Source organism: Mycobacterium lacus (assembly GCF_010731535.1).
In the GTDB taxonomy this organism is placed as follows: Bacteria; Actinomycetota; Actinomycetes; order Mycobacteriales; family Mycobacteriaceae; genus Mycobacterium; species Mycobacterium lacus.
Window position 1 is genome coordinate 2,118,267 of sequence record NZ_AP022581.1, and the last position, 12,246, is coordinate 2,130,512.

The 12,246-nt window shown below is 66.1% G+C and carries 14 protein-coding genes and 1 pseudogene; 4 read left to right on the forward strand and 11 right to left on the reverse strand.

Features of this window, described 5'->3' with window-relative positions; translation table 11 throughout:
• Positions 1-26: 26 nt before the first annotated feature.
• Both G6N24_RS09750 and G6N24_RS09755 read left to right on the forward strand, forming a co-directional pair.
• Entirely contained in the window at positions 27-1,346 is a 1,320-nt protein-coding gene (locus G6N24_RS09750; protein ID WP_085161996.1) for an acyltransferase family protein, read from the forward strand.
• A gap of 540 nt (positions 1,347-1,886) precedes the next feature.
• Complete coding sequence (locus G6N24_RS09755) at positions 1,887-2,825, forward strand: fumarylacetoacetate hydrolase family protein (protein WP_085161995.1); 939 nt, start codon at positions 1,887-1,889, stop codon at positions 2,823-2,825.
• 32 nt (positions 2,826-2,857) lie between these two features.
• Here G6N24_RS09755 and G6N24_RS09760 read toward each other — a convergent pair.
• Positions 2,858-3,226 (reverse strand): annotated as a pseudogene (locus G6N24_RS09760) (DUF222 domain-containing protein); the annotation flags it as partial.
• A gap of 585 nt (positions 3,227-3,811) precedes the next feature.
• On the opposite strand from G6N24_RS09760, the gene G6N24_RS09765 reads away from it, so the two are divergent.
• Entirely contained in the window at positions 3,812-4,327 is a 516-nt protein-coding gene (locus G6N24_RS09765; RefSeq protein ID WP_085161994.1) for a 6-pyruvoyl trahydropterin synthase family protein, read from the forward strand.
• Here the strand turns inward: G6N24_RS09765 and G6N24_RS09770 are convergent.
• From G6N24_RS09770 to G6N24_RS09805, 8 genes are all read right to left on the reverse strand, one after another.
• Positions 4,272-5,165: a formate/nitrite transporter family protein gene (locus G6N24_RS09770; protein ID WP_331253195.1), complete on the reverse strand. Its 894-nt coding sequence runs from the start codon at positions 5,163-5,165 to the stop codon at positions 4,272-4,274. The genes G6N24_RS09765 and G6N24_RS09770 overlap by 56 nt on opposite strands.
• A gap of 41 nt (positions 5,166-5,206) precedes the next feature.
• Positions 5,207-5,764 carry a flavin reductase family protein gene (locus tag G6N24_RS09775; RefSeq protein WP_139822521.1) on the reverse strand — a complete coding sequence of 186 codons (558 nt, stop codon included), beginning with the start codon at positions 5,762-5,764 and terminating at the stop codon, positions 5,207-5,209.
• The gene (locus G6N24_RS09780; protein ID WP_085161993.1) at positions 5,761-6,030 is read right to left on the reverse strand and encodes an anti-sigma factor; all 270 of its coding nucleotides are present in this window, start codon (positions 6,028-6,030) and stop codon (positions 5,761-5,763) included. Before G6N24_RS09780 ends, G6N24_RS09775 begins: the two co-directional genes overlap by 4 nt.
• The gene (locus G6N24_RS09785; protein WP_085161992.1) at positions 6,027-6,647 is read right to left on the reverse strand and encodes an RNA polymerase sigma factor; all 621 of its coding nucleotides are present in this window, start codon (positions 6,645-6,647) and stop codon (positions 6,027-6,029) included. Before G6N24_RS09785 ends, G6N24_RS09780 begins: the two co-directional genes overlap by 4 nt.
• A gap of 16 nt (positions 6,648-6,663) precedes the next feature.
• Positions 6,664-7,731, reverse strand: coding sequence for an acyl-CoA dehydrogenase family protein (locus G6N24_RS09790; RefSeq protein WP_085161991.1), 1,068 nt, complete (start codon positions 7,729-7,731; stop codon positions 6,664-6,666).
• The gene (cynS, locus tag G6N24_RS09795; RefSeq protein WP_085161990.1) at positions 7,728-8,192 is read right to left on the reverse strand and encodes a cyanase; all 465 of its coding nucleotides are present in this window, start codon (positions 8,190-8,192) and stop codon (positions 7,728-7,730) included. Before cynS ends, G6N24_RS09790 begins: the two co-directional genes overlap by 4 nt.
• Positions 8,193-8,202: 10 nt before the next feature.
• The gene (locus G6N24_RS09800) at positions 8,203-8,727 is read right to left on the reverse strand and encodes an OsmC family protein (RefSeq protein WP_085161989.1); all 525 of its coding nucleotides are present in this window, start codon (positions 8,725-8,727) and stop codon (positions 8,203-8,205) included.
• A gap of 107 nt (positions 8,728-8,834) precedes the next feature.
• A complete protein-coding gene (locus G6N24_RS09805) occupies positions 8,835-9,668 on the reverse strand; it encodes a DUF3097 domain-containing protein (protein WP_085161988.1) in 834 nt (277 codons plus the stop codon).
• Between the two features lie 168 nt (positions 9,669-9,836).
• Between G6N24_RS09805 and G6N24_RS09810 the strand changes: the two genes are divergently transcribed.
• A complete protein-coding gene (locus tag G6N24_RS09810; RefSeq protein ID WP_085161987.1) occupies positions 9,837-10,133 on the forward strand; it encodes a DUF3349 domain-containing protein in 297 nt (98 codons plus the stop codon).
• Between the two features lie 81 nt (positions 10,134-10,214).
• Here G6N24_RS09810 and G6N24_RS09815 read toward each other — a convergent pair whose 3' ends face one another.
• Together G6N24_RS09815 and G6N24_RS09820 are read right to left on the reverse strand one after the other, a co-directional pair.
• The gene (locus G6N24_RS09815; RefSeq protein ID WP_085161986.1) at positions 10,215-11,162 is read right to left on the reverse strand and encodes a patatin-like phospholipase family protein; all 948 of its coding nucleotides are present in this window, start codon (positions 11,160-11,162) and stop codon (positions 10,215-10,217) included.
• A gap of 11 nt (positions 11,163-11,173) precedes the next feature.
• Complete coding sequence (locus G6N24_RS09820) at positions 11,174-12,244, reverse strand: ABC transporter ATP-binding protein (protein ID WP_085161985.1); 1,071 nt, start codon at positions 12,242-12,244, stop codon at positions 11,174-11,176.
• Positions 12,245-12,246: the final 2 nt, after the last annotated feature.

Below are 12,246 nucleotides of genomic sequence, written 5' to 3' on the forward strand. Positions count from 1 at the left end.
AACCGCGTCAGGCTTTCCGCAAGCTGATGGGCCACGCCAACACCGCACCGCCAGTCCGCGACCTGGCCGTGGACTTCTATCGAGTATCGGGTGTGGTCCTCATCGTGCTCGGGCACTGGCTCGCCGGATCCGTGACCTATCGCGACGGACAATTCGGTCGGCAGAACCCGCTGGTCGACCTGCCCTGGACGCAATGGCTGACCTGGCCTTTCCAGGCGGTACCGGTGTTCTTCCTGGTGGCGGGCTACGCCGGCGCAGTGTCGTGGAACCATCGCCACGGCGCCGACGGCGTGACGCGAAGGGCCTGGCTTCGGCATCGGCTGGCGCGAGTACTGGGACCGACAACGGTCTACGTCGGGCTGATGTCGGCGGTGGCGGTGCTGCTGCAGGCCCACCGCATGCCCGGTTCCGTGTTGGAGTACGCGGGGTGGGCGGTGGCGATGCATCTGTGGTTCCTCGCCGTCTACCTAGTGGTGGCATCGCTGACGCCCATTGCTATTGCGGCACAACGCCGTTGCGGATTGTTGGTACCGGCGGCGCTAGCGGCGGGAGTCGCGATTGTGGACGCCGCCTCGATGGGCGCCCACGTGCCCCACCTCGGCTGGCTCAACTACTTCCTGTGCTGGGGGATGCTCTACCAACTCGGAATCGCTTGGCACGAAGGGCAGTTAGCGGGTCGGACAGCCGTGCCGCTCGCGGTCGTCTCGGCGATCGCGCTGGCGCTGCTGATCTGGCTGGGGCACTATCCCGTCAGCATGATCGGCGTCCCCGGTCAACCGGTGCAGAACACGTCCCCGCCCACGGTGGCCATGCTGGCGTTCGGGTGCACGCAGGCCGGAGTGGCGGTGTCGGTCGCGCCCGCGCTCAACCGCGCGCTGCGTTCCCGTCTGGTGCGGCGCGTCTTGTCCACCGCCAATGCCAACGTGATGGCCCTTTACCTGTGGCACATGGTGCCCGCCGTGATCGTGGCCGCCGCCGCCTACCCGGCCGGGGTGTTGCCGCAACCCGCCGAGGGAACGGCCGCGTGGTGGCTGGCCCGGCTGGAGTGGGCGGGTGTCCTGTGCCTCGTGACGGCGGTCGAGATGGTGCTGTTGTGGTGGCTTCGGCACATATTCGCCGCCCCGCTGCCGATGGTGAGCGTGCCGCTGCCAGATCGCTGGACCGAACCGGTGATGCTGGCCGGCGCCGCGATGGCCGCCTATGGCCTGCACATTTTTGCCGCCGACGGCTTTGCCCCGGACGGGCATTTTCCGTGGGTGATCGCGCTGGTCTTCGCCGCGGGGCTGATCCTGGTGGCATGTCGACCCGCAAAGGTCGGCCGACGCTCAGCAGCTTCCGCGCCCTAGCGCCGACCGAGCACGGTGACACTTGGGACTCTAATGTGGGTAGGCCACCTAGCCTAGATCGCCTCGGGAAGGCTGAGCTCGAGGGTGAAGTTCTGATTGACCCACACGCCGACGCCCCCGGCGCGCATGGTTGCCCTGCCCACAGTGCAATTGGGGCGCCGCGTGTGGGCAATGCCGGAGCGGCCGCAACTGCGGCACCCATTGGCAGTATCTGCTGAGCAACCGGGCAACGCGGCTGCACCTGAAGTGCCCCGGTTGCGCGACCCCGTGGTCGACCGACATGCGAAAGCGCGCACGTTTGCCTTGACCCGCGCCGCCCCGGTGCCCGTCTGCGCCACTGAGGGCGGTTGGGTGGCCAGGGCCGGCGGACACCACGCCCACACTGCCCTCATTCGGCAAATTGGGAGTATGAATCACCTGTGACGATTTCCATTTCGTCGGTCGAATGTCTGGAGATCGCGATGAACCCGAAGATCGGCGCCCGCGGCGACCCGCACAAAGGCCCGCACAACGAGCAGGGCTACTGAGAGTCCCCGCTTCATGACCATTTCCGTACTGCACACCGTCGACGCCTGGTGGGTCAAGACGCCCGCCGGCGCCGCGAAGATCGGCACCACCGCGGCCACGACCGCGCAGCTGCTGGCCGATCGGGCCGCGATCGAGGCCGCCACGGCCGGCACAGACACCGTCGCCGTCGACAGTCTGAGATTGATTTCGCCGGTGACCAGGCCGTGCCGAGTGGTGGCTCAGATGACCAACTTCGAGTCTCATGTCACTGACGCCGGCATGGACCCGGCGTCGGTACCGCTGACCTTCTTCCGCAAGGCATCCGCGTCGATCAACGGTCCGTTCGATGACATCGTCAAACCCAGCCACGTCACGCTGCTCGACTACGAGGTGGAGATAGGACTGGTGATTGGACGCGCAATCCCAGTCGGCACAAGCATTTCCGACGCGAACCTCACCGAGTTCGTCGCCGGTTTGGTCGTCGCCAACGACGTGTCGGCGCGCGACATACAGCTTCCGCAGACCCAGTTTTATGAGGCCAAGTCCTACCCTACGTTCACCCCGGTCGGACCCGAGCTGGTGCTGCTGGATGCCAATGAGCTCAAGCGGTTTGGTGACCTGCGGCTGCGCCTGAGCGTGAACGGTGACGAACGGCAAAACTCGCTCGTCGAGGGCGACATGCTCCACCGGCCGCTGCAAGCGCTGCAGTCGCTCACCCAATTCCAAGAGCTCGCCCCGGGCGACTTGATCCTCACCGGCACCCCGGTCGGCACCGCCTTGAGCGCCCCGCCCAGACCATTGGAGATAATCGGAAACCTGTTGCCACCGGCCATCAAGTGGAGAGCGTTCTTCAAGCGTCAGGCCGCCAACCCCAAATACCTGCGCGACGGTGACGTAGTGGAGGCATCGGTGGCCACCGACGACGGGACCATCGATCTGGGAACCCAGCGCAATACGGTCCGATATGCGTGACTCGGGTTTGCGGGGCGTGCCCGTCGTGATCGTCGGCGCTGGGCCTTGGCGGTGGCGGTCAGCCGCGGCGCCAACGGCTGGCCGGTGAGCGCTCGACGCTCCCCGAGGTCGGCGGCGTCGTCGATGCGCCGGCCGGCCTCGGCCCGGGTGATGCGCAGCCGGTCGGCCAGCGCCGAGCGCAACGTGGCGCCCAGTTCCTCCTCGCTGGCCTGCGCGGCGAGCTGATTGATCGACGCGTGCTGCGGCGCCCGCAGCCGGCGCGCCACACGTTCCAGCCGCTCCAACGCCCGCAACCGTTCGGGGGTGGTGAACACGTCAAAGGACAACTCGCACAAGCGGTCCAGGTCCGCGTCGAGCGCATCAAAGACCTCAACGATCTGTTCGCGACCGCTCGAACCCATACCCCCAATGCCACGAAGAGCCACCGACAAAAACCCCCGCACTGCGACCACTGAAGCCACAGTGACACAAGGGATTACAGAGATCCCATGGCCCCGAAAGTTGCTCAGACACGGCCCAGACGTATGCCAACGCGACTGCACACAAAGCGCGGCTTTGGGTTCGACAGCACAGCGAAGTGCCGCGCCCGGACCAACATCAAACGTGACCAGCGGTCACCCGGGATTTCCCGACGTCTGAACTCAGCGATGCGCGGTGAATATCCCGCCCGGTCGGGTTTGTCCGCGAGTGTTTTTCACCGCGGGTCATTCACGGGCGAAACGCCACCCCTGGACAAACAATGTACGTCAATTGGCGGACAGCGAATTCATCCGCTTTGGTGGCCGATCGACCGACAGAAATTACTCACGCGTAACGGCATCGTAAACGGTATAGTCCGGGACATGTCGGAGCTGCTCAAGCAGCGCCGACAAGCCGGGAGGTTGCAACGTGAGCGCCGAGAACGGGCCAAGCCGACGGACCACGATTCAGATTGACCGTATTGCCGCCTCCGCTGCACGAGGGCGGCCGGTGAAAAGAGGCTGAACATGAGTAACACCTGCGTCAGGGTCAGACACGAATTCAGCGCGGGCCACCGCATCCTCGGGCTCACGGGCGCCGGCGAGAAGTGCCGCAACATCCATGGCCACAACTTCACCTGCTGGTGGATGTTCGAGCAGGGTTCGGGGTGGCCGCCGCGGGTCGAGTTCGGAGCGGTCAAAGCCCAGCTCAGGGCGATGGTGGACGAGCTATTCGACCACGCGTTCGTCGTGCACGAGGACGACGATTTCCTTGACTACCTGATCCGCCACGACCTCAAGCGATACACGTTGCGGGACAGGCCGACCACCGAGGCGATCGCGGCGGCGATCGGGCAGCTGACAGAGGAACGCATTCCCGACCTCGACCTGGTGTACGTGCAGCTGACCGAGGGCTCCAACAACGAGGCCATATACCTGGCCCACGATCGCGGGCCGAAGTTCGCCTACCCGCCGGGTGACCTCATGGTCAATGCCCCATCAGTGCAACCTGCTGGCGTTCTGGCGGCTGAAGTCGCGCGATGACGTAGAACGGCAGCGCCACAAATAGGGTGCCGCCGACGAGATTGCCGATGCTGGTGACGCAAATATTCGTGACCAAGCCGTGGCTGCCCAAACCCCAGGCGATGCCGCAGTGCGGCGCGGAGGGGTGAAATGCGTTGAGCAATAGGGGAAGTCCTAGAAATCCGACGTTGGCAACGACGTGCTGATCGCTCCCGATCACGAACGCGAACGGGCCGTAGAATGCAAATCCCATCCGCGCGACGTCGCTGCGGGCTTTGTAATACATGCACATGGCAGTTTGCAGGAACCACGTGCACAGCACCGCCAGCAAGAAGGTGGTCCATAAGGACTGGCCGGCCTTCTGGGCGCCCACGGTTGCCGCGCGCGTGGCGAAGGCGCCCAGGTACGGGCCCCCGGCGGCAGCGCAGACCGCGATAAACACCAGCGTGCCAACGATATTGCCACCGAGGCCGATGACCAGCAGCCGAATGTAGCCGCCACCGCTCATGCGGCGTTGCAGTAGCGCGAAGAAGCCGGCCGCCATGTCGGCAGTGATCAGCGACATCCCCGACACGAGGATCAGCACGAAGGACATGCCGAACGCCAGGCCCATCAGCAGGCTGGCGATGCCCGGCGTCCTGACACCGGTGCTCACCACTAAAGACAACAGCGCGCCGAAACCCACCATCGCGCCGCCAACCAGCGAGCGCAGCAGAAATCCACATGGGTGCGCGGATTTCTCGACGGCCATGTCGGCTATTCGGTCCACCATGGCCCCCACGCTGAGGGGCTCGAACGGATCGCCGCCGGCGCGGCCGGCGGTCTGAACGGGGTACGGTCTCGCAACGCTCTCGGACACCGGGTCTGTCCTTTCGTGAAGTACGGGAGCCGCTGCGCCGCTTAGGAAGCGACCGAAGTCACGGCGTCGACCCAGTCGTGCATGCGGCCCGAGTAGTAGAGCAGCGGCAAAGCGCCGTTGCGGCGCACGGCGCGGGCTCGGATGAGGAGGATGACGTGGTCGCCGGCGTCGTAAATGCGGTCTATGCAACCGCTTACGGATGCCGCGGCGCCGGCGAGGACGGGACAGCCGCCGTCATCGGCGTCGAATTCGACTCCCTCGAACCGGTCCTCGACCTTGCTGGCGAACCGGCGCGCCAGGTCCGCCTGGTCGCGCGCGAGAATATTGACGGCCACCGTGCAACCCACGCGGAAGGCCGGGAGGCTGCCGGCGCTGCGCGCCACGCATTGCAGCAACAGGGGCGGCTCTATCGACACCGAGGCGAACGAGCTGATGGTCATTCCGACGGACCTGTCACCCAGGCGGGTGGTCAAGACGGTGACGCCGGAAGGGAACGCGCCCATGGCATTTCGCATCGCGGCCGCGTCGACCGGCCCGCCGATCGTCCACACCTGTTCTCCGAGGCTGACGAGTTTCGGCGACTGCGAGTTGGTATTCATCCGGGTTGGCCTCTCCTGAGGGTGTTGATCGCGCTGATTACCCCCGCAATGTGCTCCTCGCTGAGCTTCTCCCCGTCAACAACGTGGTTGAGCAGGATCTTGAGGTCGAGCATTTGTTCCAGATACACCCGGCACGGAGGGCACTCCTCGAGGTGTTTGGCCACCATTGCCCCCCACTGCTGCGGGTCCGAGTCGACAAGGTCGTCGACGAGTCGCACGAAATCGACGCAATCGATCGCGGGAACGGTGTTGTCGTAGACGGTCATCGTTGATACCGCTTCTCCAGTTCGTTTCGGAGGTTTCCTCGGGCGCGGTAAAGCAGGGCGCGCTGCGCCTCGGCGGACAGCTCAAGGATCTCGGCCGCCTCTTCGGCGGGCGTACCGACGAGGTCACGCAGGATGACGAGCCGTCGTTGCCGTGCCGGCAGCGCGTCCAGCGCCGCCCGGACGCACTCAACGAGCTCGCGTCCCACGGTTTGGTCCTCGGGGAGAAATCGCCGTGACGGCGGGAGGCGCCAGTGTCCGGCGTCGGGGTGGCCGGTGGGGTGCATGCGGCCCGACAGCGGGTCGGCGTCGTCCGCGGCCAGCACCTCATGGTCGCGGATCCGGGACTCGCGGCGGCGGTGTCGCGAGGCGGTGTTCTTGACGATCCCGAACAACCAGGTGGCCACCGAAGAACGGCCCTCGAAGGAGCCCGAGGACTGGAGAACCTGCACCCACGCCTCCTGCACCGCTTCCTCGGCCAACGCCGGTGAATGCACCATCGTGCAGGCAAAATTCACCATCGGCCGGTGGTAGTCGCGCACCAGGGTGGCCAGCGGGATCCCGCCAACCAAATGCCCAGACTCAGGCCCCCCGGGCCGCTTCGCGGCCGGGGTCACCATCGACCCGGGCCGTCGCTCAAGGGCACCCGCCCAGTTCCCAGCGCAGCTGGGCCTCGGATGGCGACTGGACGGGGACGAACGCGGCCTCCCGATAGCGGCGGCTCGCCGGGGTTCGGCTCGCGTACCCCTTGCCGCCAGCCGTCCGGATCTCCAAGGCGGCGCAGGCGCTGGCGATCTCGGCCGCGCTGAGCCGCAACGACAGCAGCTCTTTCCTGCTGGGTGGCCGGGTTCCGCCGACGGCCGAGGCCAAGCTCGCCAACGTCGTCTCGGCCAGGGTGAGCTTGCCCGCGAGCAGGTCGACATCCGGGGTGAAGACCGAATTCACCCCGGTCAGCCCGAGCCTGCTCTGCGTAATCGCGGTCCTGGCCAGCCCCAGGCACATGGCCGATTGCAAGACAAGGAAAGTGGGGCGGACCGCGTCCAGAAACCCGTCGAAGTCCGTGGACAAGACTTGCCCCTCAGCGATCTCCACTTCGCTGAGCTCGAGGTACGAAGAGGCCGTGCTATCCATGGCCAACAGCTTGAAGTGATGACCCACGGTGATGCCCGGCGCGTTCAGCGGCAGGGCCACGATCAGTTTGTCGCCGCGCTCGGTTCGGGCCGCGGTCACCAACATCGAATCCTCATACAGGTTGCTGGCCCACCTGATGGAACCGTTCAACCGGTAGCCACCCGGGACCGTTGTGGCGGTGAGTTCGAGGCAGCCGCAGCCGGCCGCGTCCTTGAAGGCCGCGGCCATGCCGGTGATCCCCAGCGCGGTGCCGGCCAACAGCGGCTTGACCGCGGCCCGGCTGTATGGCGTGCCGGCCGTGAGCAAATACTCCACCGCCATCCGGTTGGCCCACACCGAGAACCCGGTGCTCATACACTCGCCGGAGATAAGCCTGATCACATCGGCCATCTGCGCAAGCCTGCCGTCGGCATTACCCGGCGCGCCGACCCCGAGCAGACCGGCGGAACCGAGCGCCGGGAAGCTGCGACGGGAGGTGTCCTCGCCGCGGTCCAGCCCGTCGGCGTGGGCACGAATGTCTGCCAGCAGCTCCGAATCGAGCAGGCCGATCGCGGCGTCTATCGTCGCGGTCACGGCGACACCTCCTGTTCAGTGTTATTCCATGTGTAGTCGAGAAACTTGCCGTCGAACGTGACAATCACGCGATCTCCCCGCGGGTCGGGCCGGCGTTGCACGCTCATTCGGAAGTTGATCGCGCTCATGATGCCGTCGCCGAATTCCTCGTGGATCAGTTCCTTGATCGCCGGGCCATAAAGCGACAGCGCCTCGTGAAACCGGTAGATCGTCGGATCGGACGGCACGGCCTCGTGACTTCCCCGGTAGGGCACCATCTGCAAGACGGCGACGGCATCGTCATCGAGGTCAAGAAGCGATGCGACGGTCGACGCGTCCTCTTCCGAGAGCGGATGCTGGCCGAGCAGCGCCGCCACGGTCCACACCCGGTCCTTGCCTATCGCCTCGGCGATTTGCGCCCAGCTCAACCCCTTGTCCACGCGCGCCCGCGTGATGACCTCCGCGAGGTGGGTCCTGGTCATGTCGCCATGCCTAGCCGATGACCAGAGTCGAGTCGACACTCACCGGGCGGCGGAACGTGTTCACCACCGGCGACCACGCGATCGCGTTGTCGTGGATCTCCTGCAGCGTCTGCTCGTCGGCGTCCCCGGCCAGGGCAACGGCGCAGCGGACCGCGGTGAAGCCGAGAATCTTGCCCTCCGGGGTGTCGCCAACCCCCCACACGGCGGAAATGTCGATGTCACCCTCCATCTCGACCTCGATCTTCGTCAGGGTGACGCCGCGATGCGTGGCGTTGGCCAGCAAGCCGACCGAGATGCAAGAGCCCAACGCGGCCAGGGTGGTCTCCGAGGGGTTCGGCGCCGAGTCGTCGCCCAGGAGTGCGGGCGGCTCGCCGACCAGCATCGGGGACAGGTCGCGGACATAGGTCATGTTGCGGAACCCGGATTCGCAAACCGTCTTCGCCTTCAGGGTCTTCTTGCCGGTGGCGGGGTTGGCCTTCGCCGAACACGACAGGCGGTCAAGGCCTTCAGCATCGATGACAAGGACGTCGGACATAAGCTCCTCCGGGTTCACAGCGAATGGGTTTCGCAGGTTTAGTGCGCGGCCAGTCCCGATACGTGACGGCGGACGGGAGTGATTTGCGACACTGCGCCACGACCCCGCTACTCGCCGGGCAGCGTCACGAAGTCGATGAGTTCTTCGACCCGGCCGATCAACGCCGGCTGAAGGTCGTTCCAGTCGCGTACCCGAGAACGGATGCGTCGCCACGCGTTGGCGATGTCCGCCCGGTCCGCGTGCGGCCAGCCGAGCGCCTCGCACACGCCGTGCTTCCACTCGACATGGCGCGGCACGGCCGGCCAGGCCGCCAGGCCCAGCCGCTGCGGCTTCACCGCCTGCCAGATGTCGACATAGGGATGACCGACGACCAAAGTGTGGGGACCACCGGGTCCGCGTCGTACCGCGTCCGCGATGCGCGCCTCCTTGGAACCCTCGACGAGGTGGTCGACGAGGACGCCGAGCCGGCGCCGGGGACCCGGCCCGAACTCGGCGACGATGTTTACCAGGTCATCAACGCCGCCGAGGTGCTCGACGACGACGCCCTCGATTTTCAGATCGGCACCCCAGACCTGCGCGACCAGTTCGGCGTCGTGGCGGCCCTCGACATAGATCCGACTGGCGCGGGCGACCCGGGCGCGCGCACCCGGCACCGCGACCGAGCCGGACGCCGTTCGCTTCGCGACGGCGGGCGCCGATCGGCGCGGCGCGGTGAGGATCACCGGGCGGCCCTCGAGAAGATACCCAGGGCCAAGCGCAAAACCACGGGTGCGGCCGTGGCGGTCTTCCAGGTAGATGCGGCCATATTCGAGTCGAACCACAGCGCCGACGTAACCGGTCTCCACATCCTCGACGACCATGCCCAGCTCGACCGGGTGCTCCGTCGAGCGGACCTTCCGCCGACCCGCGGCCAGCACGTCGGTTCCATAGCGATCCGGCACACGGCAATCCTAGGAAGGCTCCCACCGAACGTCGTTGCGACGCGCCTACAAAGATTCCGCATCAACCGTGTGGTGTTGGCCCGTCGATGACCTCAGCGCTGCTACGTTGCTATTCGTGGTGGGACGTGCCGCCGGGGCTCAGCGCATGGCGGTTAGCGAGGTGGACGTATGCACTTGGCCGATCGAGTGTCGAAGATCGTCAATTTCGTGCGCGCCGGCTACCCGACCCGCATGCCGGTCACCGGTCACGTGGCTGTGGTAGCGCTGCTGCCCCGGCGACTAACGAACGACGAGATCACCGCCATCACAAGCAAACTCATTGCGCGCCGACGTTGGCCGGTAAGTAATGCCGACGTCGGGGTCGAGATCACCCGGATCACCCACCAGATGCCGTCTCTGGACGACATCGAGCGTGTTCACCGTCGACTTGACGCGATCGGATGTTCACGCGGTCATCCCGGGTAAGACCGCGGCATCGGCAAACCGCTTGTGCCGGTGCCTTTTCCGCCTGAGTTGGTCGTTTGTGCCGCCCCAGTCGCTTGCCACCTAGACCGGCGGGCCGCAGGCCGCCAGGTAGTCCGCGTAGTTCCACGTCTTCAAGAACTCCTGGCCCGCTTGCAATCCGCGTTGGTAGAGGCCTTCCCGCTCTTTCGCGGTGATGTCGAAATCGATTGGGCTTACATCCTCGGCGGGCACGAAGATGGTCCGCCGCACGGTACACGAATCGTCGATGTAGGAGTTGTCCTGATTGCTCACCAGCGTCTCGATCGCGGCTATCCCCAGCGACACCGGCCCATACACCGGACGCGTGGGCGGTATGCCGGGACGTGCCGACAGCCGGATCCCGAACGTCGGCCATCGCGGCTGGGCCCGGTCGAACAGCTCCACCGGAAAGTTCGACAACAGCCCACCGTCGACCCACGTGGCGCCACGCACCCGAACGGGCTCGAACACAAACGGAATCGCCGACGAGGCATGCACCGCGCGCGCCACCGAGAAGTCGTCCGGGTCAATGCCGTAGGAGTCGAGATCCCACGGGATGCGAACCAGCCGGCGTCGCGACAGATCGCTGGCGGTCACGACCAGCGACCAGGCGAACTGTTCTGGCTCTTCGCCAGTGCGCAAGTCCCCGAAGGTGCGCACACCGAGGTCGGCGAGCAACCCGGTGAGCAGCTCCTGCAGGTATGCCCCCCGGTAAACGCCGTCGGACACCAGTAGCGAGAGTCCCCCACCGATCAACGGCACATGCCCGATCAGATTGCGGTCCAGGAACTTCCGATAGTCGATAGAGCGCATCACCTCGGCAAGCCGCGTCAGCGGTTCGCCCGCGGCCTGCAGGGCGGCAACCATCGACGCGACGATCGCACCCGCGCTGGTCCCCGCGACCCGGGGAAACACATAGCCCGCGGCGGCGAGCGCGTCCACCGCCCCGACCAGCCCGATACCGCGGACACCGCCGCCTTCACACACCAGGTCAACCCGAGCCGTGCTCATTGGTAGTCAGGTTAGCCCATCCGGCGGCCGTCGACACCGAAGAAGTGCAGGTGCCCGGGCTGCGGGTGCAGACGCACGCGGCTCCCCCGTTCGGGTGGGTCGCGACCGTCGGTGCGCGCGACGATGGGCTGACTGATTACCTTGCCGGAGCCAGTGGTTCGCCCGTACAGGTAGGCATCCGCGCCGAGTTCTTCGACCACGTCGACCTCCATTTCGACGCCGAGGCCGCCCAGCTCGAAGTGTTCGGGGCGGACGCCGACGACGATCTCGTTGGCCGCGCTGGCGATCTCACGCGCCAACGGGATACGCCAGTCCCCCAGCGACACGGCGGAATCGACGATCGGGAGGGTGAACAGGTTCATCGCCGGAGATCCGATGAATCCGGCGACAAATATGTTGTCGGGGTTGCGGTAGAGCTCGCGAGGCGGCGCGCACTGCTGCAGCACACCGTCGCGCAGGACCGCGACGCGGTCGCCCATGGTCATGGCCTCGACCTGGTCGTGGGTGACATAAACCGTTGTGGTGCCCAGTTGCCGTTGCAACGCGGCGATCTGGTTGCGGGTTTGCACGCGAAGTTTGGCGTCGAGGTTAGACAGCGGCTCGTCCATCAGGAATGCCTGTGGGCGGCGCACGATCGCGCGCCCCATCGCCACCCGCTGCCGCTGCCCACCGGAGAGGTCGCTCGGTTTGCGCTCCAGATACGGTTGTAGGTCAAGCAATTTCGCGGCGGCCAGCACCCTGTCACGGATCTCGGCCTTCGGGGTTTTGGCGACTTTCAGCGCGAAGCCCATGTTCTGGGCCACCGTCATGTGCGGGTAGAGGGCATAGTTTTGAAAGACCATCGCAACGTCGCGATCTTTCGGATCGACAGCGGTGACATCGCGGTCGCCGATCCGGATCCGCCCGGAATCCAGCGTTTCCAATCCGGCCACCATCCGCAGTGAGGTGGTCTTGCCACACCCGGACGGACCGACCAAGACCACGAACTCGCCATCGGCGACCACGAGGTCCAGCCGATCCAGGGCCGGTCGATCGGTGCCCGGATACCGCCGCGTTGCCTGCTCGAAACTCACCGAAGCCACGG